General features: G+C 68.0%; 20 protein-coding genes. 9 read left to right on the top strand and 11 right to left on the bottom strand.

All coding sequences use genetic code 11. From position 1 onward, the window contains the following. Positions 1 to 489 precede the first annotated feature (489 nt). Entirely contained in the window at positions 490 to 987 is a 498-nt protein-coding gene (locus ACFQS9_RS07090) for a hypothetical protein (RefSeq protein WP_378402890.1), read from the top strand. Between the two features lie 59 nt (positions 988 to 1,046). Further along, positions 1,047 to 1,526: a hypothetical protein gene (locus tag ACFQS9_RS07085; RefSeq protein WP_378402888.1), complete on the top strand. Its 480-nt coding sequence runs from the start codon at positions 1,047 to 1,049 to the stop codon at positions 1,524 to 1,526. A 7-nt stretch (positions 1,527 to 1,533) separates the two neighbouring features. Here the strand turns inward: ACFQS9_RS07085 and ACFQS9_RS07080 are convergent, their stop codons facing one another. Next, complete coding sequence (locus ACFQS9_RS07080; RefSeq protein WP_378402886.1) at positions 1,534 to 2,883, bottom strand: recombinase family protein; 1,350 nt, start codon at positions 2,881 to 2,883, stop codon at positions 1,534 to 1,536. A gap of 42 nt (positions 2,884 to 2,925) precedes the next feature. Beyond that, complete coding sequence (locus ACFQS9_RS07075) at positions 2,926 to 4,611, bottom strand: HNH endonuclease signature motif containing protein (protein ID WP_378402883.1); 1,686 nt, start codon at positions 4,609 to 4,611, stop codon at positions 2,926 to 2,928. 165 nt (positions 4,612 to 4,776) lie between these two features. On the opposite strand from ACFQS9_RS07075, the gene ACFQS9_RS07070 reads away from it, so the two are divergent. Both ACFQS9_RS07070 and ACFQS9_RS07065 read left to right on the top strand, forming a co-directional pair. Next, positions 4,777 to 5,523 carry a class I SAM-dependent methyltransferase gene (locus ACFQS9_RS07070; protein WP_378402881.1) on the top strand — a complete coding sequence of 249 codons (747 nt, stop codon included), beginning with the start codon at positions 4,777 to 4,779 and terminating at the stop codon, positions 5,521 to 5,523. 48 nt (positions 5,524 to 5,571) lie between these two features. Further along, the gene (locus tag ACFQS9_RS07065; RefSeq protein WP_378402879.1) at positions 5,572 to 6,156 is read left to right on the top strand and encodes a TIGR03086 family metal-binding protein; all 585 of its coding nucleotides are present in this window, start codon (positions 5,572 to 5,574) and stop codon (positions 6,154 to 6,156) included. Here ACFQS9_RS07065 and ACFQS9_RS07060 read toward each other — a convergent pair. The 5 genes from ACFQS9_RS07060 to iolC are packed head-to-tail and all read right to left on the bottom strand — an operon-like array spanning position 6,124 to position 11,916. Continuing rightward, positions 6,124 to 7,197 (bottom strand): Gfo/Idh/MocA family protein, encoded by a 1,074-nt coding sequence (locus ACFQS9_RS07060; RefSeq protein ID WP_378402877.1) that lies wholly within the window; start codon positions 7,195 to 7,197, stop codon positions 6,124 to 6,126. The genes ACFQS9_RS07065 and ACFQS9_RS07060 overlap by 33 nt on opposite strands. Positions 7,198 to 7,213: 16 nt before the next feature. After that, complete coding sequence (locus ACFQS9_RS07055) at positions 7,214 to 8,119, bottom strand: sugar phosphate isomerase/epimerase family protein (protein WP_378402876.1); 906 nt, start codon at positions 8,117 to 8,119, stop codon at positions 7,214 to 7,216. Continuing rightward, on the bottom strand, positions 8,116 to 10,071 hold the full coding sequence (iolD, locus tag ACFQS9_RS07050; RefSeq protein WP_378402873.1) for a 3D-(3,5/4)-trihydroxycyclohexane-1,2-dione acylhydrolase (decyclizing): 1,956 nt from the start codon (positions 10,069 to 10,071) through the stop codon (positions 8,116 to 8,118). The genes ACFQS9_RS07055 and iolD overlap by 4 nt, the downstream gene beginning before the upstream one ends. 2 nt (positions 10,072 to 10,073) lie before the next feature. Continuing rightward, complete coding sequence (iolB, locus tag ACFQS9_RS07045; RefSeq protein WP_378402871.1) at positions 10,074 to 10,967, bottom strand: 5-deoxy-glucuronate isomerase; 894 nt, start codon at positions 10,965 to 10,967, stop codon at positions 10,074 to 10,076. Beyond that, a complete protein-coding gene (iolC, locus tag ACFQS9_RS07040) occupies positions 10,960 to 11,916 on the bottom strand; it encodes a 5-dehydro-2-deoxygluconokinase (RefSeq protein WP_378403205.1) in 957 nt (318 codons plus the stop codon). The genes iolB and iolC overlap by 8 nt, the downstream gene beginning before the upstream one ends. 201 nt (positions 11,917 to 12,117) lie before the next feature. On the opposite strand from iolC, the gene ACFQS9_RS07035 reads away from it, so the two are divergent. Next, positions 12,118 to 12,855: a GntR family transcriptional regulator gene (locus ACFQS9_RS07035; protein WP_378402869.1), complete on the top strand. Its 738-nt coding sequence runs from the start codon at positions 12,118 to 12,120 to the stop codon at positions 12,853 to 12,855. A 51-nt stretch (positions 12,856 to 12,906) separates the two neighbouring features. Beyond that, positions 12,907 to 14,019 carry a CapA family protein gene (locus ACFQS9_RS07030; protein WP_378402867.1) on the top strand — a complete coding sequence of 371 codons (1,113 nt, stop codon included), beginning with the start codon at positions 12,907 to 12,909 and terminating at the stop codon, positions 14,017 to 14,019. 95 nt (positions 14,020 to 14,114) lie between these two features. On the opposite strand, the gene ACFQS9_RS07025 is transcribed toward ACFQS9_RS07030, so the two are convergent. Genes ACFQS9_RS07025 through sdhC form a run of 4 tightly spaced genes read right to left on the bottom strand, consistent with a single transcriptional unit; the run spans position 14,115 to position 17,504 of the window. Next, entirely contained in the window at positions 14,115 to 14,891 is a 777-nt protein-coding gene (locus ACFQS9_RS07025; protein ID WP_378402865.1) for a succinate dehydrogenase iron-sulfur subunit, read from the bottom strand. Continuing rightward, on the bottom strand, positions 14,891 to 16,642 hold the full coding sequence (gene sdhA / locus ACFQS9_RS07020; protein ID WP_378402863.1) for a succinate dehydrogenase flavoprotein subunit: 1,752 nt from the start codon (positions 16,640 to 16,642) through the stop codon (positions 14,891 to 14,893). Before sdhA ends, ACFQS9_RS07025 begins: the two co-directional genes overlap by 1 nt. A 15-nt stretch (positions 16,643 to 16,657) precedes the next feature. Then, a complete protein-coding gene (locus ACFQS9_RS07015; protein WP_378402860.1) occupies positions 16,658 to 17,098 on the bottom strand; it encodes a succinate dehydrogenase hydrophobic membrane anchor subunit in 441 nt (146 codons plus the stop codon). A gap of 1 nt (position 17,099) precedes the next feature. Further along, positions 17,100 to 17,504 carry a succinate dehydrogenase, cytochrome b556 subunit gene (sdhC, locus tag ACFQS9_RS07010; protein WP_378402858.1) on the bottom strand — a complete coding sequence of 135 codons (405 nt, stop codon included), beginning with the start codon at positions 17,502 to 17,504 and terminating at the stop codon, positions 17,100 to 17,102. Positions 17,505 to 17,772: 268 nt separating this feature from the next. Here sdhC and ACFQS9_RS07005 point away from each other — a divergent pair, with 268 nt between their 5' ends. From ACFQS9_RS07005 to ACFQS9_RS06995, 3 genes are read left to right on the top strand one after another with little or no spacing between them, the layout of a single operon-like run. Then, positions 17,773 to 18,231 (top strand): cytidine deaminase, encoded by a 459-nt coding sequence (locus ACFQS9_RS07005; protein ID WP_378402856.1) that lies wholly within the window; start codon positions 17,773 to 17,775, stop codon positions 18,229 to 18,231. After that, positions 18,228 to 19,529 carry a thymidine phosphorylase gene (locus ACFQS9_RS07000; RefSeq protein WP_378402854.1) on the top strand — a complete coding sequence of 434 codons (1,302 nt, stop codon included), beginning with the start codon at positions 18,228 to 18,230 and terminating at the stop codon, positions 19,527 to 19,529. Before ACFQS9_RS07005 ends, ACFQS9_RS07000 begins: the two co-directional genes overlap by 4 nt. Beyond that, a complete protein-coding gene (locus ACFQS9_RS06995; RefSeq protein ID WP_378402852.1) occupies positions 19,526 to 20,617 on the top strand; it encodes an adenosine deaminase in 1,092 nt (363 codons plus the stop codon). The genes ACFQS9_RS07000 and ACFQS9_RS06995 overlap by 4 nt, the downstream gene beginning before the upstream one ends. Positions 20,618 to 20,624 lie beyond the last annotated feature (7 nt).

Genomic DNA, 20,624 nt, shown 5'->3' with positions numbered 1-20,624 from the left:
TAAACATGAGGACCTTCTCACGTTTAGCTCCAGGGGGCCTTGGGCGGCCCATCCACAGGCACTAACGAGCGGCTACTGATCGACTGCGACCGCGCCGCCGCCTACCTGCTGGCTGGGCAGCTGCGCGAGCGTGCGAACTGCAAGAGGAGCCTCCCCGGCTCGCGTCACACCTGCACTCCAGCTGCGCAGGGTCGAGCGCCACCGGCCCCACATGAAAGCCGCCGTAGTTCATTCTGTTGATGAACGTGTGTGCCAGGGCGCAAGGGGTGTCCGGGCGCAGGTCTGACTAACTGATACCGAAGTCGATGCCGAACGTCACCTTCAGCCACTTGACGAACAGCTCAAACGCCAGCCCGAAGTCGATCCCGAAAGAACCCATCTCACTCACCTCCCATGAAATCGGAAGATCCCGACCTACTGGTATATCGCTGTCGGAGGGCGGTGTGTTGCGACTCCAAGCGCATCGCGCTCGGCCCTACGCTTCGGTGCATGAGTCTGGCAATAGCGGGTTTTGTGCTGTCCGTCGTGGCACTCGTATGGAACTTTGCTCTCACATGGGTCCGCTGGCCACGTATCGGTGTCGAGTTGCGTAAAGGAGTGACGATACGGGCAGGGGAGGACGGACAAGGCACCATCGAGGACACTTGCCGACTGCTCGTCATCAACCAAGGCGCTGAGGCCGTAACCATCGGGAACGTGGGACTCATCATGACCGAGAACGGCATCGTGAGTGACTACGAGAATTTGCAGGAGAGAGGGAAACCACTGCCCGAAGGGCCGGAACTGCCAGCACGAATCGAAGGGCACGGATACCTCGCCTGGAAGTACGACGAATCGCTACTGACCTTGTTTCCATATCAATCGAAGGTGTTCGGGTACGCCGACCGCTACAAGACCTTCCGAAGGTGGCCGCGCAAGAGGCGATCCATTATCCACAGAACCAGATCCCTCTATTCGTTCGAGCGCAACGGCGGGGCACGGCGGTAGCCCCCAAAAGGCGCGGTGTTGCGGCTCCAGAGCGTTGCTCTCGGGCCTACATTTGATTGATGGAGATGTGGGGGCAGTGGGTCGAGCTGATCGGGACCGGCATCACCCTCCTCGGTCTGTTGTACGCCTGGTGGAGGGCTTGGTCGAGGTTCGACCGGTTCAGGAACTTCGTCAAGGATTGGCTCGATCGTCTGGTGAAGAAAGAACCCACTACACGAATCGTGCAGGGGTTCGACAGAGTCACGATCAGGGAAAGTGCGACGGTACTCGTCAAATCCGACGAGAGAGCGGAAACCGTCGAAGGGATGCTAGAGATCATCGGTGAGAGGGAGGCGGCGCTACGCCAGGAGCTGGATGCCGTTCGTGAAAGCATTCGCGCGGAGGTCGAGGCGGCAGGGCACGAGGTCGAGGCCTCCGCCAGGGGGTTGGTCGATGAATTCAAGGGCGAACTCGACACCAATGCGTGGAAAGACCTGTCAGTGGCGCTGTTCGGCGTCGCTATGACGGCGGTTGGAATCCTGCTCCAGATCTGTGCGTGATGGGGGGTCAGCGCTTCCAGTCGATCTCGATGTACCGCGGATCGAACCCGCGCCTACCACGGGGGCAGGGCTGGATCGTCACCGTCATCAACACACGGATGACCGCGGCCCGCTCCGCCACCTCCATCCCGCTCCAGCGTTCGCGAATGTCACCTTCCGACAGGACCAGCTCCGACAGGGGGTCGCGGGTGGCAGCGGCAGCCAGCTCCGCGTCCACCAAAGCAATGTCCGCGCGCAGGCCCGTTGTGCCGACGCGGAGCTGTGATGCCTCGATCTCACCGGACCTAAACATCTCCGCGAGCTGGTCTAGCCGCAGCTGTAGTCCGTCCCGTTTGCCTTGCAGCGCCGGTAGGTCTATGTCGTGGCGCTCGATCACCAGGTGCGCGTCGGGTGCGCCGAGCCTGCCCATCACCAGCGTGTCCACGTACCCGTCAACGTCGGTGAGTTTGCGCGCGAGGTGCTGATGCGCGCGGCACTGGTAGAACGAGACACCTTTCACCGTGTACGTCCGCACCACCGACCCGCAACGGCCGCACAGATAGGTTCCTGAACCCTGCCAGCGCCTAGGCCGTCCTGGTGTACGCCTGGAGTCGAGAAGCCCGACCAGCGCTTCATGGGTGGCCCCGTCGAGGATCGGTTCCCAGTTGCCGGGGCCGACCACGACACCTTTGTAGGTGGCGAGCGCGGCATAGGTCGGGTTGCCGAGGATCTGCGCGATACGCCGGAAGTCCCACGGCCTGCCCTGGGTGGTGGTGAGGCCAGCAGCGTTCCAGCGTCGGGCTATGGCTGCGGAGGACACACCAGCGAGCACGTCCCGGGCTGCATCCCGTATCGCCTGCGCCTCGACCTCGATGACAGCGCTGCCGTCCTGGGTGTATCCGAACGCCCTCATGGTCCCTGTCCAGCGCCCGGAGTGCGCCTTCTGCTGGTGTGCGGCGACCATGCGTTCCTGCGCGTGGGCCACCTCGTGCTGAGCGACGCTGCCGAGGATCTCCGCTGTCATGACGCCGGACGCGGTGGACAGATCAAGCTCACCGGCCTTGACGGTTCGGACCTGAGCGCGCGCCGCCCGGACCACCTCGATGAACGGGGCGAGGTCTGCCATGCGCCGGTACAGCCGGTCGGTGTGCCAGGCGATGACGGCCTCGATGCGCCCAGACCCGAGATCCGCGAGGAGACGCTCGTAGCCCGGTCTGGCCTTGCCCGAGAAGGCGCTGAGGTCGTTGTCCGTGTACACCTCGACCACCGTCCACCCGAGCTGGTCCGCGAGGTCACGGCAGTCAGCTTCCTGGCGCTGCACCCCGAGACCTTTGCCGGTGGGATCGGAGGAGATCCGCACGTAGATGCCTGTCTTCATCGGGTGCCTGCCTCAGAACTTAGATAGTGTCTAATCCCTATCCTACGTTTTGAGTTGGTGGTGGAACTGGCAGAGGCATTGCAGGTTGGATTCGATGGTCCAGCCGCCGGCGGCCGGGTTGTAGGCCCAGTATTCGATGATGTGATCGGTCTGGCATTGGGCGGCGGGGCGGGTGCAGCCGGGGAATCGGCAGTGTCCGTCGCGGGCGCGGACGAGTGCGGTGGTGGTGGCGTCGGGGCGGTAGGTGAGGGCGCCGTCGGGTGGGGTGGCGAGTCCGCCGTGCCCGTCGGGGTGCTCCGGTCGCGCCAGGGTCGGGTCGGCATCGATGGCGGCGAGGATCGCCTCGGTGATGGTGCCGACGCTGGTCGGGGCCGGTGGTGTGGTTGTGCACGGTCGCGGTGGAGCGAGTGTCCCGAAGTCGGGGACGTATCCGGCCTTTCGGCGGCTGCCGCGGGAGAGGAACGAGCGCAGGCAGAACCGCGGCGGTAGCGGGAGTGACTCGCCCGGCTCGGGTGAGTCCGCCTCGGTGTGGGCAGGCCTATTCGCCTCCGCCTCCGCCTCCGGCTCCGCCGCCGCCTCCGCGTCGGCTTCTGGTTCTTCGGAGGGGTCCGTCGCCGCTTCCGGCTCCGGCCCACTGTCATTGACGGTTCGCGCAGCCGCGCGATCGCCATCCTCGATGTCGATGTCGATGTCGATGTCGATGTCGATGTCGGTGTCGGTGTCGGTGCTGTCGTCGTGGTGGATCAGGCCGAGTTCCTCGGCGAGGTTCAGGGCCTCGGTGAGCAGTGCCTGCCAGGTTCCGTCCGCGGCCAGCGTGCGTGCCAGTTCGGGGTCGATCGGGCCGTGGCCATGCAGGTATGCGGGCTCGGACAGCAACCCGAGCAGGGTTGCGACGTCGATGGTGATCTGGGTCAGCGGCGCCCGACGCCCGGGCAGCGCGGTTCGTCCGGCCTGGGTGCAGTCCTCGCGTCCGCAGCTGCACTGCAGGTAGGGCTCGCCGTGCATGATCGCCAGCACGGCATCGACCAGCCGGCATTGCTTGCCGCGCTTGTCGTGCGGGCAGACGGTGGCGGCGAACTCGGCGACCAGCTGCATCACCTGTTCGGCCTCCTCGGGGGAGACGGTCACCTCGATGGTGGAGGTAGTGCCGCGAGCGCGTTTGACGATCCGTCGCCCCAACTCCTGCGCGGTGTTTCGCTGGGCGGCCGCCTCCTCCGCCGAGAACTCGGCCACTAGTCGGCCGATTTCCCCGGCCAGCGGACCGGGCGTCAGGTGCCGTGCGGCCGCCACGATCCCCGGCTCCAACGCGGCCACCGTCTCCGGCTTCAGTCCCGTCGTCTCGCGGCTGATCGCCCGCACCCGCGGCAGGTCCAGCTCACCCGCCTCGAACGCCGCGCGGGCCAGGGGAAGTCGCAGCCGCAGGTCCATCCCCAGCGACGCAAACGACTCGGCGACGGTCTTCGAGCAGCCCATCCGCACCGCGAGTTCGGCGATCGCATTGTTGCCGCAGTCGACGATGTCGCCCGACCCCAACCGGATGTCGCGTTCGATCCACGACTCCCAGAACCGGCCCGCCGCCAACACCTTCCGCGCCGCACACCGATTCTCGATGCGCCACGACCGACCGACCTCGTCGAGGGCGGCGACATCGGCCAGCAGCGACGCGGCCGCCGCCTCGGCGCCGGCCCTCACCTCGCCGACCTGGACCCCACCACCGGACTCGAACATACATTCGATACTACGCTTGGGGTTCGGCGTAAACAATGGGCAGGAATGGGCGAGGATTCGCTGCGGTCTGGACGCAGGCCTCGTTGGCTATCTCAATATATGAAACAATCATCTTGAATAATGGGAACTATTCTGGTGGGGTGTGGGCAAGCGAAGGGGGTCGTTGTGGAGTTGCTGGAGTGGGACGCCCGAACGTATGACTCGCTGCCGTTGCCGCATCGGCGGTGGGGTGCAGCCGCGATCGCGCGGTTGGCGTTGGCCGGCGACGAAACCGTGCTCGATCTCGGCTGCGGGACGGGACGTGACGCAGAACTGCTCCTCGGATTGCTCCCGCACGGCCACGTGATCGCCCTTGACGGCTCTGAACAGATGCTGAGCGAGCTGCGCAAGCGGCTGGCCTCGCAGCTGCACCGGATCACCGTCCTCCAGGCGGATTTTCGCCAACCGGTCACCCTGCCGCGATCGGCAGACGCGGTCTTGAGCGTGGCAACATTGCATTGGCTGCCTGACCATTCCGAGGTATTTCGCAGTGTGGCGGCGGCCCTGCGGCCAGGAGGTCGGTTCGTGGCCGAGGCGGGTGGCGCAGGCAACCTCGCGACTTTCCGCGCCGCTTTGCGAGCCGTGAGCGGCGCCGACGGTAGCGAGCTCTGGAACTTCGCCGATATCGCCGAAACGGCCGGCCGCCTGGAGGATGCAGGATTCACCGACATCGACGTTCGCCTGGTCGCGGACCCGGCGAGGCTGCAGCGCGGAGAGCAGCTGGAAGCGTTCATCGCCACTGTGCTGCTCGCCGCACAGCTCCGAGACCTGCCCGACAAGGAGCGTCGGCCGTTCGTGCACTCCGTCGCCGAACGGCTGCCCGATCCGGTCATCGACTATGTCCGCCTGCAGATCAGTGCGAGACGAGGCTGACGCTGCGTCGATCCCCAGAAGCCAGCCCAGCAGGAAGGAATCCCGACCGTGAACCCGATCTCCGATCGCTACCGCCGTCGCGCCGAGGCGTTCGAACGAAAGATCGCTGCCGTTCGACCGGGGCAGTGGTCCGATCAGTCCCCGTGTGAGGCCTGGACCGCTCGCGACGTGGTGGCGCACATCGTCGTCATGCACGCCGCCGTGCTGCGTCCGGTCCAACGCAATCTCAGTCCGGCGCCCTCGGCCGGCGACGATCCGCTGGCCGCGTTCAGGGCCGCCCGCGCCGATGTCCAGCAGGTGCTCGACTCTCCGGACCTGGCCGCGACAGAGTGCGATTCCCCGGCCGGGTGGATGTCGGTCGAGCAGCAGATCGACGAGGTCCTCAGCGACGATCTGGTGCTGCACGGATGGGACCTCGCCCGCGCGACCGGCCAGGACGAAACGATGGATCCAGACGATGTCGCCCGGCTATGGGCGACGGTATCCGCGACCCCGCCGGAGCTGATGCAGAAGTATCGGACGCCGGGCGCGTTCGGCCCCGGCATCGAGGTGTACGGACCGGAGGTGCCGGTGCCCGACGACGCCCCGCTCCAGGACCGGCTACTCGGGCTGATCGGGCGCCGCCCCCGCTGACCCGGACCTGCCGATGATCGAGCGCGGCACCATGTCCACCTCGATCCGGTCCCAGGTCTCCAGCGACCGGATCCCTGCCGCGCACACCGCCGCGGCTGCGTACCCGTCCCACGATCCCGGGCCGTCGACACAGTCCCCGGATCGACCGCCCGCATGGATGGCGTCCACCCAGCGCTGGACCTCGCTGTCGTAGGCCTGCCCGAAACGTTCGCGGAAGCCGGGCGTGATCTGACCACCCCAGCTGCCGGGCTCGGTCCGTCGCACGAGCCCGACGTCGAGTCCGATCATGGCGCTACCGCGCTCGCCGACGACCTCGGTCCGTACCTCGTACCCGACTCCCGCGTTGACGAAGACCTCGATGTCCACCATGCGGCCGGTCTCGGTCTCGAGTATCACCAGCTGCGGATCCTGAAGTCCTTCGGCGGCGTGGGAACTCGGGGTCGGACGCAGCACGGTGATCGCCATGATCTCCTCGCCCAGCAGGAACCGCGTCGCGTCGATCTCGTGGACCACCGAGTTCGTGATCACCGCGGCACTGTCGCACCGTGGTGACACCGCCGGGTTTCGGTGTGCGCAATGCATCATCAGCGGCTGGCCGAGATCGCCCGTGTCGATCAGCGACTTGAGGCGCTCGTGCTCGTGGTCGAAGCGGCGCATGAACCCGACCTGCACGAGCCGCCGGCCGAGTTCCGCTTCCCGCCTGACGATTTCGAGTGCACCCTCGGCATCGGTGGCCAACGGCTTCTCGCAGAGCACCGGCTTGCCCGCGTGCAGGCAGGCGAGGACCTGCTCGGCATGCACTGCACTCGGCGTGGCGAGCAGGACCGCGTCGACGTCCTCCACGGCGATCGCCTCGAACGGATCGGCCACCAGTTGGGCGTCCCGCGCCGTCGCTCCGACCTGCGCGGCCCGTTCCGGTGAGGCGTCGCTGATCACCGTGACCCGTGCGCCGCTGATCCGCCTGTTGATCCGGTCCACGTGATCGGCCCCCATGACGCCGACGCCCAGCACGGCCACCCGCAGGTCCTGAGTATCAGACATGGTGTGCTCCTTGTGATCAGTCGAACCGGAGAGCCGGGACTCCGCATCCCGACAGGTACTTCTGGGTGCGCGCGGCGATCGGCAGCGGCACGTCCCCCGCGCACGGGTACAGGTCCTGCTCGACGATGGCGAACACGTCCACCTCCAGCTTCTCCACCGCGGCGAGCAGCGGGGGCAGTTCGGGGACACCGCGCGGCGGTTCGACCATCACCCCGAGTGTGACGGCCTCGCCGAACGTCAGGCCCTGCTCGTCCGCCTTGGCGACGATGGCCGGGTCCACCTGCTTGAGATGCAGGTAGCCGATGCGGTCCGGGTACTCGCCGATGATGGCGAGGTTGTCGCCCCCGCAGTAGCTGATGTGGCCGGTGTCCAGACACAGGTTCACGAAGCGTGGATCGGTGTCCTCGAGAAGCCGGACCACCTCGTCCTGCCTGCCGACGTGGCTGTCGGCGTGCGGGTGATAGCGCAGCGCCACCCCGAACTCCTCGAACATCGCCTGTCCGAGACGGTCGACCCCGGACGTCTTGGCGCGCCACAGCTCCGGGGTGAGATGGCTGTCCTCGCGGACGACCCCGGTCGCGGGATCGCGCCACATCTCGGGGATCACCACCACCTGCGTGCCGCCCGCCGCGGCCGTCAACGCGGAAACCCGGGCGACCACATCCCACACCGCATCCCAGGAACCCGGCTGGTGCAGGCGCTCGAAGACGGTACCGGCGGACAGCCGCAGATTCCGCGCACCGAGCTCGTCCAGGAGCCGCTGTGGGTCGGTGGGCAGATATCCGAAGGGGCCCAGTTCGATCCACCGGTAGCCGGCCGCGGACACCTCGTCGAGGAACCGGCCATACGGCACCTGTCGCGGGTCCGTACCGAACCACACACCCCAGGAATCGGGGGCCGATCCGACCCGGATCACGCTCATCGTGACTCCTCTCCAGATTGCTCGCTGTGGGGCCCTCGGTTGTCGGACGGGCGTAGACAGTGCCGTTGTGCCCGCTTGCGGAACTCGTACTCATCGCGGGCCCGGCGGGTGGACGGCAGGGTCGAGACCTCGGAAACCGGTACATCCCACCAGGAGCCGCTGTCCGGGGCGGAGGCCATCGGGTCCGTCTCGACGTACAGCACCGTGCTGCGCGCGCTCGCCTTGGCGGTCTTGACGGCGTCGGTGAACTCGCTTGCGGTGCGGGCCGAGATGACGTCGACGCCGAGACTGGCGGCATTCGCGGCGAGGTCGACGGGCAGCGGGCCGCCGTCGAGTCGCCCGTCCGGCGACCGGTACCGGTAGCGGGTGCCGAAGCGCTGCGCGCCAACAGATTCCGACAGCGATCCGATCGAGGCGAAACCGTGGTTGTCGACCAGCACGACGATCACCTTGATCCCCTCCTGGACGGCCGTGACCAGTTCGGTGGCCATCATCAGGTACGAACCGTCACCGACCATCACGAACACGTCCCGTCCGGGACAGGCCATCGCGACACCCAGCCCGCCCGCGATCTCGTAGCCCATGCAGGAGTAGCCGTACTCCACGTGATAGCCGGCGCGGTCGCGCACCCGCCACAGCTTGTGCAGGTCGCCCGGGAGCGATCCCGCCGCGCACACCACCACGTCCGTCGGGTCCGAGAGCGTGTTCACCAGCCCGATCACGGCGGTCTGGGTGAGTCCCTCGCCCGCCGATCGGTGCGCGGCGTCGACGGTGGCGTCCCAGGCCGTCACCAGATCGGTTGCCCGAGTCCGGTATTCCGTCGACACCCGGTGGTCGTGCAGTTCGGTGGCGAGGGCGTCGAGTGCCTCCCTCGCATCAGCGATCACGCTGATGGCGGATTGCTTGGCGGCGTCCACCGAGGCGACATTGATGTTGACGAACCGCACTCCCGGGTCGGCGAACGCGGACCGGGAGGCGGTGGTGAAGTCGGTGTACCGGGTGCCGATCCCGATCACCACGTCGGCCGCGGCCGCGAGGGCGTTCGCGGCGGTGGTCCCGGTGGCACCCACCGCGCCGACGGACTGCGGGTGCGCGGAGTCCAGCGCACCCTTGCCGGACTGGGTCACCGCCACCGGGATCCCGGTGATCTCGGCGAACCGGGCCAGCGACTCGGATGCGTCCGAGTAGAGGACGCCGCCGCCCGCGACGATGAGCGGTCTGCGTCCCGAGCGGATCGCCTCGGTGGCGCGGTCGAGCGCGGAGCGCTGGGGCAGCGGGCGCCCCACATGCCAGACCCGCTCCGCGAACAGTGATTCGGGCCAGTCGTACGCCTGGGTCTGCACGTCCTGGGGGATCGCCAACGTCACGGCGCCGGTCTCGACCGGATCGGTGAGCACCCGCATCGCGCCGAGCAGGGCCGCGGGCAGCTGCTCGGGCCGCCACACCCGGTCGAAGTACCTCGACACCGGGCGGAACGCGTCGTTCACCGTGACGTCGCCGCTCGAGGGCAGCTCCAGCTCCTGCAGGACCGGGGCGCCGACCCGGCTGGCGAAGGTGTCGGCGGGCAGCAGCAGCACCGGCAGGTGGTTGATGGTGGCGAGCGCGGCGCCGGTGATCATGTTCGTCGCACCCGGTCCGACGCTCGTGGTCACCGCCCAGGTCTGCAGCCGACCGCGCGCCCGCGCGTACGCGGCGGCGGTGTGCACCATCGCCTGCTCGTTGCGCCCGAGCACGTACGGCATCAGGCTCGGGTCCTCGAGTTCGGTCTCCAGCAGCGCCTGGCCGAGGCCGGCGACGTTGCCGTGACCGAAGATCCCGAGAAAGCCCGCGATCAGCCGGACGCGGTCGCCGTCGCGCTCGGTGAACTGGTTCGCCAGGAATCGCACGGCGGCCTGCGCGACGGAAAGCCGCACCGTCGCTTCGGTGTTCGGTACTTCCGGTCGCTGTGCCACGTTCAGGCTCCTGTGGTCCGGGGCAGGGGCAGTCGGGGGTCGATGTCCTGGTCCCGCCAGGTCTGTCTGATCCAGGCGTGGTCGGGATCGTCGACGATCCGCCAGGACCGCCCCGCGCCCGTCCCCGACATCACGTTCAGGTAGTACATGTCGTAGCCGGGCGCGGCCACCGACGGCCCGTGGTACCCGTGCGGCACCAGCACCGCGTCCCCGGTGCGTACCTCGGCCAGCAGGTCGATCGGCCGGTCCGGGGTGCCGTACACCCGGTGGAATCCGAACCCACGCCGGTCGAGATCCACCGACCGCGTGCCGGCCTCACCGATCTCGAAGTAGTAGATCTCCTCGAGGGCGGACTCGTGCTCGGTGTCCTCGTCGTGCTTGTGGCTCGGGTACGACGACCAGTTTCCCGCGGGGGTGATGACCTCGCAGGCGAGGATCGAATCGGCGGCGAAGGTGTCGGTCATCGCGAAGTTGTGTACCTGACGACTGCACTGTCCGGCACCGCGCAGTTCGACCGGGACCTGCGCGGCCCCGACGTGGCGGAACGGGAACTCTGTTTCCGCCCGCGCGCCGCACAGGGCGAAGCGTCCGCCGCCCCGGCTGGCGACGGTGAACGCGTGTCCGCGCCCGACGTAGCCGAAATCGCTCGGGCCGTCGAACACCGATCGTCGACCCGCGAGGGCTATCTCGCGGCCGCCGCACTCCACCGATGCGGACCCCGCGAGCGGCAACACGATGACCTCGTCGTCGCCCGATTCGCGCTCTAGGTGCCCGCCGGGTGGCAGCTCGAGAACCCACAGGCTCGACGCGTGCCAGCCCGCCGAGCGCGGGGTGATGGCCAGGGTGAACGGGCCGTCGCCCGCGGTGCCCGCGGGTAGGTGGTTCTCGTCAGGCATCGACGGCCCCCACGGCGGACTGTTCCACGAGCCCCGCGATCTCCTCCGCCGTCGGCATCGCGGTGGAGCATTCCAGGCGCGAGGCGACGAGGGCACCCGCCGCATTGGCGTGGCGCAGCGTCTTCTCGAGCGGCCAGCCGGCGAGCAGCCCGCGGCAGAGGCTGCCGCCGAAGCCGTCGCCCGCACCGAGCCCGTTCACCACCTCGACGGCGACGGGCGGCACGGTCACCGATTCGTCCCGGGTCCGCGCGAGCACCCCCGCGGGTCCCTGCTTGACGACCGCGAGTTCGACTCCCAAATCGAGCAGCGCGTCGGCCGCCCGGTGCGGATCTCGCTCGCCGACCGCCACCTCGCACTCCTCGATATTGCCCACCGCCACGCTGACCTGGTGCAGTGCCCGTTGCGCGGCGGAGGCGGCCGCGGCGGGGGAGTCCCAGAACACCGGCCGGTAGTCCAGGTCGAGCACGGTGTGCCGGGCGCGCCCACGTGCCCGCCACGCGGCGAAATGTGCGTCGTGGCTCGGCTGCTCGGACAGGCCGGTCAGCGTCGACCAGTACAGCGCCGCCGACCGCACGGCGGCGGTGTCGATCTCCTCGGCCCGCAGCTGCAGATCCGGCGCGCTGGGGCGGCGGTAGAAGTACAGCGGAAACCGGTCGGGCGGGAAGATCTCGCAGAAGGTGATCGGTGTCGGGTATTCGCCGTCGATCCGGACGTATCTGTTGTCGACGCCGAGGCGGGCGAGTTCCGTGCGCACGAAGATGCCGAACGGATCCTCGCCGACTCCGGAGATCAGGGCGCTGCGCAGGCCCAGGCGTGCCGCCGCGACGGCCACGTTCGCGGCGCTGCCGCCGAGGAACCTGCCGAAGACGCTGACGTCCTCCAGGCCGACACCGGTCTGCATCGGGTAGAGATCGACGCCGCAGCGCCCGATGGCGAGAACGTCGATCATCCGATTAGCCGTGTTTGCCAAGAGGGACTCCCGAAGTTGATGGAGACTGATCTCTGATGCAAACTCTGCGCCACGTCGCGGGGGAATGTCAACCGTTTGTCCTAACATTCTAACTTTCGGTCAACTGGTGTTAATCTTCGCCTCAGCCTGCCTTTTCGGTGGCCGCGCGGGCGCGGTCGCCGTCGATGATCGGAGCCGAGAGTGGCTGCACCGCTTGCCGTTGAGCTCGACCGGTCGAGTCCGGTGCCGCTGTACTTCCAGCTGGCACAGGCGATCGAGGGTGCGATCCTGGGCGGTGATCTGGGGCCGGGCGACCGATTCGAGAACGAGCTGGACCTCGCGAAGCGGCTGAATCTGTCCCGGCCCACCGCCAGGCGCGCGATCGCCGAACTGGTGGACAAGGGACTGCTGGTGCGCAAGCGCGGAGTCGGCACCCAGGTGGTGCAGGGGCCGGTGCACCGGCCGGTCGAGCTGACCAGTCTCTTCGACGACCTCGCGCGGGCCGGCCAGAATCCGACCACGACGCTGCTCGAGTACCGGGTCGGCGCCCCGACCGAGGAGCTCGCGCGGGAACTCAACCTCTCGCGCGACGAGGAGGTCACCACGATCCGCCGGCTTCGGCTGAGCAATGGCGAGCCGCTGGCCCTGATGACCAATCATCTGCCCGCCGCTCTCGCGCCGGGGCCCCAGGAGCTGGAGACGCACGGGCTGTACCAGTCGCTGCGCACCAGTGGGGTGCACATCCGCCTCGCACGTCAGCGGATCGGAGCCAAGGCCGCGGACAGGGAGGAGGCGGCCCTTCTCGAGGAGAAACCCCGCGCGCCGTTGTTGACGATGAACCGGACCGCATTCGACGACGAGGGCCGGGTCGTCGAGTTCGGCAGCCACGTCTACCGCGCGAGCATGTACCACTTCGACATGACCGTGGTCGACCGGTAGATCCGCTCACGGCGGTCCGGGGTGACTACCGTGGAACTGGGTGATTGACGAATGGCCGAGACCATCGTGCTGTTCCTCGCCGGGGACGTGATGACCGGCAGGGGTGTGGACCAGATCCTGCCGTGTCCGGGCTCGCCCGCGCTGCGTGAGCGCTGTGCTCACGACGCGCGCGAGTACGTCTCGTTGGCCGAGCGCGTGAACGGCAGGATCGCCGCGCCGGTCGACTGGGACTGGCCCTGGGGCGAGGCGCTGCCGGTCCTCGACGAATCCGAACCGGACATCCGGGTGATCAACCTGGAGTCCACCGTCACCACATCCGATGACTACGCGCCCAAGGGGATCAACTACCGGATGCACCCGTCGAACGTCGGTGTCCTCACCGCCGCCGACATCGACGTCTGCGTCTTGGCGAACAACCACATCCTGGACTTCGGCATCCGCGGTCTCGAGGAGACACTGCGGACGCTTCGCAGCGCGGGCATCCGGCAGGCGGGCGCGGGGCACACCGCCCAGCAAGCGTGGGCTCCGGCGGCGGTGAGGACCGGCGCGGGTCGGGTGCTGATCTGGTCGATGGGCGCGGAGTCGTCCGGTGTCGCCCGCCGGGATGCGGCCAGGGGAGGCCGTCCGGGATTGGCGCTGCTCGCGGATGTATCGGATGCGGGTGCCGACGCTGTGATCAACCGGATGCTGCGGGTACGCCACGAAGGCGACGTCCTGGTGGCTTCCGTTCACTGGGGATCGAACTGGGGCTTCGGCGTGCCCGCGACGCAGGTCCGGTTCGCGCACCGGCTCGTCGACGGCGGCGTCGACATCGTGCACGGTCATTCCTCGCACCATCCGCGGCCTGTCGAGATCTACCGCGGCAGGCCGATCCTGTACGGCTGTGGCGACCTGATCAACGACTACGAGGGGATCGGTGGGTACGAGCGGTTCCGCGACGACCTCAGGCTGCTGTACCTCGTCGCCCTCGACGCGCGGACGCACGATCTGCGCGAGCTTCGGATGGTGCCGATGCAGTCCCGGCGGATGCGGCTGCGCCGCGCGTCGGCCGCCGATACCGCATGGCTACGCGAGGCCCTCGACGGGCTCGGCCGCGACTTCGGGACCCGGGTGGACGCGGGCCGCGGCGGGCTCTTCGCCCGAGCGGACCGGGGGAGGGAATGACACGAGGCGCGGTTCCCGTCGCCGGGAACCGCGCCTCGAGTGTCTGAACTGTCTACTACCGCGCGCTGTATCGGTAGGTCGCGCTAGCCGCTTCGCTACCGCGCGAACAGGAGAGCGCGCTTGACTTCCTGGATCGCCTTCGTCACCTGGATGCCACGGGGGCACGCGTCGGTGCAGTTGAAGGTGGTGCGGCAGCGCCACACGCCATCCTTGTCGTTCAGGATGTCCAGACGCTCCGAGGCGCCCTCGTCGCGGCTGTCGAAGATGAACCGGTGCGCGTTGACGATCGCGGCGGGGCCGAAGTAGGTGCCGTCGCTCCAGTACACCGGGCACGAGGTGGTGCAGCACGCGCAGAGGATGCACTTGGTGGTGTCATCGAAGCGCGCGCGGTCGGCCTGCGACTGGATGCGCTCGCGGGTCGGCTCGTTGCCGGTGGTCATGAGGAACGGCTTCACGGCGCGGAATGCGTCGAAGAAGGGCTCCATGTCCACGAGCAGGTCCTTCTCCACCGGCAGGCCCTTGATGGGCTCGACCGTGATGGTGAGGGTCTTGCTCGGGTCCTTCGGCAGCATGTCGCGCATCAGGACCTTGCAGGCGAGCCGGTTCACGCCGTTGATGCGCATCGCATCGGAACCACAGACGCCGTGCGCGCAGGAACGACGGAAGGTCAGCGTGCCGTCCAGGTAGCCCTTCACGTAGAGGAGCAGGTTCAGCAGCCGGTCGGTGGGCAGGGTCGGGACCTGGAAGCTCTCCCAGTGCTGGCCCTCGCCGTCCTCGGGGTTGAAGCGGGCGATCTTGAGGGTCACCATCACGGCGCCCTCGGGAACGGGCGGCAGCGCGGGGGCGTCCTTGTCTACAACGGGTGCGGACATCAGTACTTACGCTCCATCGGCTCGTAGCGGGTCATGACTACCGGCTTGTAGTCGAGACGGATGTCGGAGAGCAGACCGTCGCCTTCCTTGTAGGCCATGGTGTGCTGCATGTACTCGGCATCGTTGCGGTCCGGGAAGTCCTCGCGCGCGTGGCCGCCGCGGGACTCCTTGCGGTTGAGCGCGCCGACGACGGTCACCTCCGCCATCTCCAGCAGGAAGCCGAGCTCGACGGCCTCGAGCAGGTCGCTGTTGTAGCGCTTGCCCTTGTCCTGCACGGTGATGTGGTTGTACCGCTCCTTGAGGGCGCGGACGTCCTTGAGCGCATTGGTCAGCGTGGTCTCGGTGCGGAACACGGACGCGTTGTTGTCCATGGTCTGCTGCAGCTCGGTCCGGATGTCCGCGACCCGCTCGTGGCCGTGGTCGGAGAGGATGACCGCGAGCCACTCCTCGACCATCTTCGCCGGGTTCTCCGGCAGCGGCACGAAGTCGGTGTTCTCCGCGTGCTCGGCGGCGGCGATGCCGGCGCGACGGCCGAACACGTTGATGTCGAGCAGCGAGTTGGTGCCGAGACGGTTCGCACCGTGCACGGAGACGCAGGCGCACTCGCCCGCGGCGTACAGGCCGGGGACGATGTCGTCGTTGTTGCGCAGCACCTCACCGCGGATCTTGGTGGGGATGCCGCCCATCACGTAGTGGCAGGTCGGGTACACGGGCACCAGCTCGGTGACCGGGTCGACGCCCAGGTAGGTGCGGGCGAACTCGGTGATGTCGGGGAGCTTCTCCTCGAGCACCTCCTCGCCGAGGTGGGTCACGTCGATGTAGACGTAGTCCTTGTTCGGGCCTGCGCCGCGGCCCTCGAGCACCTCGAGCACCATGGAACGGGCCACGATGTCGCGGGGCGCGAGGTCCTTGATGGTGGGGGCGTAGCGCTCCATGAAGCGCTCACCGTCCGCGTTGCGGAGGATGCCGCCCTCGCCTCGGACGGCCTCCGAGATCAGGATGCCGAGGCCCGCGAGGCCTGTCGGATGGAACTGGTGGAACTCCATGTCCTCCAGGGGCAGGCCCTTGCGGAAGATGATGCCCATGCCGTCACCGGTGAGGGTGTGGGCGTTGGAGGTGGTCTTGTACATGCGTCCCGAGCCGCCGGTGGCGAACACGATGGACTTGGCATGGAAGACGTGGATCTCGCCGGTGGAGAGCTCGTAGGCGATGACACCCGTCGCGACGGGGCCCTCCTCGGTCTCGGTCAGGGCGATGTCGAGCGCGTAGAACTCGTTGAAGAACTCGACGTCGTGCTTGACGCAGTTCTGGTAGAGCGTCTGCAGGATCATGTGGCCGGTGCGGTCCGCGGCGTAACACGCACGGCGCACGGGCGCCTTGCCGTGGTCACGGGTGTGTCCACCGAAGCGGCGCTGGTCGATCTTGCCCTCGGGGGTCCGGTTGAACGGCAGACCCATCTTCTCGAGGTCGAGGACCGCGTCGATGGCTTCCTTGGCCATGATCTCGACCGCGTCCTGGTCGGCGAGGTAGTCGCCGCCCTTGACGGTGTCGAAGGTGTGCCACTCCCAGTTGTCTTCCTCCACGTTCGCCAGCGCGGCGCACATGCCGCCCTGGGCCGCGCCGGTGTGGCTGCGGGTGGGGTAGAGCTTGGTCAGGACCGCGGTGCGCACCCGAGGGCCGGCCTCGATGGCGGCGCGCATGCCGGCGCCGCCGGCACCGACGATGACCACGTCATAACGATGTTCCTGCATGAAGTTTCTGCTCCCCTAGCTCGCGACGATATTGGGGTCGAAGGTGAAGATGACGTAGGTGCCCAGGCCCATGATCAGGATCATCGACACCACGAGAACCGTGTTGAGCCAGAAGCGCGTCGAATCCTTGCGCGAGTAGTCCGCGATCACGGTGCGCAGGCCGTTGCCGCCGTGCAGCTGGGCGAGCCAGAGCATGGTGAGGTCCCAGAACTGCCAGAACGGGCTGGACCAGCGGCCCGCGACGAACGCGAAGTTGATGCGGTGCACGCCGCTGTCCACCATCAGCATGATGAACAGGTGCCCGAGAACCAGCACGATCAGCGCGAGTCCGGACAGGCGCATGAACAGCCAGGCGTAGAGCTCGAAGTTGTTCTTCGCGACGCGGCGCGGCGAACGCGGGTTCTCCAGGCTGGCGGGACGGTCGTAGGACGTGCCGAGAGTCTTGGCTTCAGTCATGTCAGTGCCCCGCAAACATGTTGTAGAAGATGCGGCCGGCGCCCGGGATCATCACCAGGAACCAGATCGCCAGGATGATCCAGAGCATCGGGCGCTGGTACTGCGGGCCCTTCGACCAGAAGTCGACCAGCATCACGCGGACGCCGTTGAGCGCGTGGTAGAGCACCATCGCGACCAGGCCGAGCTCCATGAGCCCGACGAGCGGGTTCTTGTAGGTCTCGATGACCGCGTCGTAGGTGTCCGGGTTGACTCGCACCAGCGCGGTGTCGAGAACGTGGACGAAGAGAAAGAAGAATGTCGCGACTCCGGTGATCCGGTGTAGAACCCAGGACCACATGCCGGGGTCGCCCCGGTATAGCGACCGTGTGCGCTCCTTCGCCGGAGCGGCTTCAGTCGTGCTACTCATCGAGTGCTGTGCCTCCAACGTCTTTGGTGGACGTGTCGCACCCCGTTTGGCTGTTTCATCTGGGACGACCCTGGAGTTTTCAGCCTTGGCGCGACGTGTACCTGAACCGACTGTCTGAACTGTAATCCCCGTCGAATCGGGGAACTAATTCGACGGGCGGTTCGTACGACGGGGTGACGAGCTTCTTAGGTTTGCCTGTCCAATGGCCTCGGGGGGCGTTCCGGGGATCTTCTGCATCCATTCAGTGGGCATGCTTGGATGGCGAACTGTGGCCGAAATTGATTGGAAAACGTTGCGCGACAATGCTGATCGCGCCATGAGATCCGCCTACGCGCCCTACTCCGGGTTCCCGGTGGGCGCGGCGGCCCTGGTCGACGATGGACGAATTGTCGTCGGATGCAATGTGGAAAATGTCTCATACGGACTCGGCCTCTGCGCCGAATGTGGACTGGTCAGTAACTTGCATTCCTCGGGCGGCGGCACCCTGATCGCCTTCAGTTGCCGGGACGGCAGCGGGGAGACACTGATGCCGTGCGGTCGCTGCAGGCAGCTGCTGCTCGAGCACGGCGGGGGTGACCTCCTCGTCGACGCTCCCGGCGGGCCCGTGCCGCTCGCGGAGCTCCTACCTGCTGCTTTCGGGCCGCAGGACCTGGACCGGGTGCGGCAGGAGCGGAGCCCGCGGAGCGACCATGAAACGGAGCGGAGCGACCGGGGGTCGAGGTCATGACCGATCCCGTCTCCATCATCACAGCCAAGCGGGACGGCCGTGAGCTCAGCGCGGCGCAGATCCACTGGGTGATCGACGCGTACACCAGGGGCGAGGTCGCCGATGAGCAGATGTCGGCGCTGGCCATGGCGATCGTATTCCGCGGACTCACCAGGGCGGAAACCGTCGCATGGACGGGTGCGATGGTGGCCTCGGGCGGACGGATGGATTTCTCGCGACTGCGCAGGCCGACGGTGGACAAGCACTCGACCGGCGGTGTCGGCGACAAGATCACCCTGCCGCTGGCCCCGCTGGTGGCGGCCTGCGGCGCGGCGGTCCCGCAACTGTCCGGGCGCGGCCTCGGCCACACCGGGGGCACCCTCGACAAGCTCGAGTCGATCCCGGGCTGGCGGGCCGACCTCGGGGCCGAGGAGATCCACTCGATCCTGGCGGACCCCGAGGTCGGCGCGGTGGTGTGCGCAGCCGGTTCCGGGCTGGCACCCGCGGACCGCAAGCTGTACGCGCTGCGCGATGTGACCGGCACCGTCGAATCCATCCCGCTGATCGCCAGCTCGATCATGAGCAAGAAGATCGCGGAGGGGACGGGGGCCCTGGTGCTCGATGTCAAGGTCGGCTCCGGCGCCTTCATGAAGAAGCTCGACGACGCGCGCGAATTGGCTTCCACCATGGTCGATCTCGGCGCGGATGCGGGGGTCCGCACGGTCGCACTGCTGACCGCGATGGACAGCCCGCTCGGCAACACCGCGGGCAACGCCCTCGAGGTGGCCGAGTCGCTCGAGGTGCTCGAGGGTGGCGGGCCCGCCGATGTCGTGGAACTGACGCTGACGCTCGCGCGGGAGATGCTCGCGGCGGCGGGCCTCGACGGGATCGATCCGGCGCAGGTGCTGACCGACGGGCGGGCGATGGATCGCTGGCGCGCGATGGTCCGCGCGCAGGGCGGGGACCCACACGCCGCCCTGCCGACCGCCCACCATCACGAGGTCGTGCGGGCGCCCGAGTCCGGCGTGCTGACCCGGCTCGACGCCATGGCCGTCGGTGTCGCGGCCTGGCGGCTGGGCGCGGGCCGCGAGCGTCAGGGCCAGGCCGTGCAGGCCGGCGCCGGGGTCCGCTGGCACGCCAAACCGGGCGACGCCGTCGTCGCGGGTCAGCCGCTGTTCACGCTGTACAGCGACACCCCGCGCCTGTTCGAACCGGCGTTGGCCGCGCTGGCGGGCGCGTGGGATGTCGGCGACACGCCGCCGTCGACGCCGCTGGTCTTCGAGCGGATCGGCCTGAGCGGGTCTAGCGTCGGAGCATGAGCCCGCTACCGCTCGATCTCGCGCACATCAGGACCGCGCCCAAGGCGCTCCTGCACGATCACCTCGACGGGGGACTGCGGCCGGCCACCGTGCTCGAGCTGGCGCACCAGGCCGGCTACCGCGGACTGCCTGCCGACGACGCCGACTCGCTGGCGCTGTGGTTCGCCGAGGCCGCGGGCAGCGGTTCCCTGGTGCGCTATCTGGAGACCTTCGAGCACACGGTCGCGGTGATGCAGACCCCGGAGGGACTCGCCCGGGTCGCCAGGGAGTGTGCCGAGGACCTGGCGGCGGACTCGGTGGTCTACGCCGAGGTGAGGTTCGCCCCGGAGCAGCACCTGGAGGCGGGGCTGAGCCTCGACGAGGTCGTGCACCACACGCTGCTCGGGTTCGAGGAGGGTGTGGCCGCGGCGCGTGAACTCGGACGCGAGCTCCGGGTCGGCTGCCTGCTCACCGCCATGCGGCACGCCGCCAGGTCGCGGGAGATCGCGGAGCTGGCCGTGCGGTTCCGGGACCGAGGGGTGGTCGGGTTCGACATCGCAGGCGCCGAGGCCGGGCACCCGCCGAGCCGGCACCTCGACGCGTTCGAGTACATGCGGACGAGCAACGCACACTTCACCATCCATGCGGGCGAGGCCTTCGGGCTGCCGTCGATCCACGAGGCCATCGCGTTCTGCGGCGCCGATCGCCTCGGACACGGGGTGCGGATCACCGACGACATCGCCGTGGCGTCGGATGGCGTGGCGACCCTCGGACGGCTCGCGAACTACGTGCGGGACAAGCGCATCCCGTTGGAGCTGTGCCCGAGTTCGAACGTGCAGACCGGTGCCGTGGAGAGCCTGGAGAAGCATCCCTTCGACCTATTGGCGAGGGAGCGCTTCCGCGTCACGGTGAACACCGACAACCGGCTGATGAGCGCGACCAGCATGAGTGAGGAGATGCTCAAACTGGTCACGACCTTCGGCTACGGCTGGAGCGACCTCGAGCGGTTCACGATCAACGCGATGAAGTCCGCGTTCATCCCCTTCCCCGATCGGCTGCGCCTGATCGACGAGGTGGTCAAGCCGGGCTACGCGGTGCTCATCGGCTGAGTCGTCT

The sequence above is a fragment of the Rhodococcus daqingensis genome (assembly GCF_042665615.1).
Lineage (GTDB): Bacteria > Actinomycetota > Actinomycetes > Mycobacteriales > Mycobacteriaceae > Rhodococcus_G > Rhodococcus_G daqingensis.
Note: the sequence above shows the minus strand (reverse complement) of the source record. Positions and strands in the feature narration are given on the sequence as shown.

Coding starts and splice junctions, on each gene's coding strand:
- ACFQS9_RS07000 (WP_378402854.1), top strand. CDS start 18,228: ATGACCGATCCCGTCTCCATCATCACAGCCAAGCGGGACGGCCGTGAG.
- ACFQS9_RS07025 (WP_378402865.1), bottom strand. CDS start 14,891: ATGTCCGCACCCGTTGTAGACAAGGACGCCCCCGCGCTGCCGCCCGTT.
- sdhA (WP_378402863.1), bottom strand. CDS start 16,642: ATGCAGGAACATCGTTATGACGTGGTCATCGTCGGTGCCGGCGGCGCC.
- iolB (WP_378402871.1), bottom strand. CDS start 10,967: ATGCCTGACGAGAACCACCTACCCGCGGGCACCGCGGGCGACGGCCCG.
- ACFQS9_RS06995 (WP_378402852.1), top strand. CDS start 19,526: ATGAGCCCGCTACCGCTCGATCTCGCGCACATCAGGACCGCGCCCAAG.
- iolC (WP_378403205.1), bottom strand. CDS start 11,916: ATGATCGACGTTCTCGCCATCGGGCGCTGCGGCGTCGATCTCTACCCG.
- sdhC (WP_378402858.1), bottom strand. CDS start 17,504: ATGAGTAGCACGACTGAAGCCGCTCCGGCGAAGGAGCGCACACGGTCG.
- ACFQS9_RS07055 (WP_378402876.1), bottom strand. CDS start 8,119: ATGAGCGTGATCCGGGTCGGATCGGCCCCCGATTCCTGGGGTGTGTGG.
- ACFQS9_RS07015 (WP_378402860.1), bottom strand. CDS start 17,098: ATGACTGAAGCCAAGACTCTCGGCACGTCCTACGACCGTCCCGCCAGC.
- ACFQS9_RS07080 (WP_378402886.1), bottom strand. CDS start 2,883: ATGAAGACAGGCATCTACGTGCGGATCTCCTCCGATCCCACCGGCAAA.
- ACFQS9_RS07090 (WP_378402890.1), top strand. CDS start 490: ATGAGTCTGGCAATAGCGGGTTTTGTGCTGTCCGTCGTGGCACTCGTA.
- ACFQS9_RS07085 (WP_378402888.1), top strand. CDS start 1,047: ATGGAGATGTGGGGGCAGTGGGTCGAGCTGATCGGGACCGGCATCACC.
- ACFQS9_RS07075 (WP_378402883.1), bottom strand. CDS start 4,611: ATGTTCGAGTCCGGTGGTGGGGTCCAGGTCGGCGAGGTGAGGGCCGGC.
- ACFQS9_RS07060 (WP_378402877.1), bottom strand. CDS start 7,197: ATGTCTGATACTCAGGACCTGCGGGTGGCCGTGCTGGGCGTCGGCGTC.
- ACFQS9_RS07030 (WP_378402867.1), top strand. CDS start 12,907: ATGGCCGAGACCATCGTGCTGTTCCTCGCCGGGGACGTGATGACCGGC.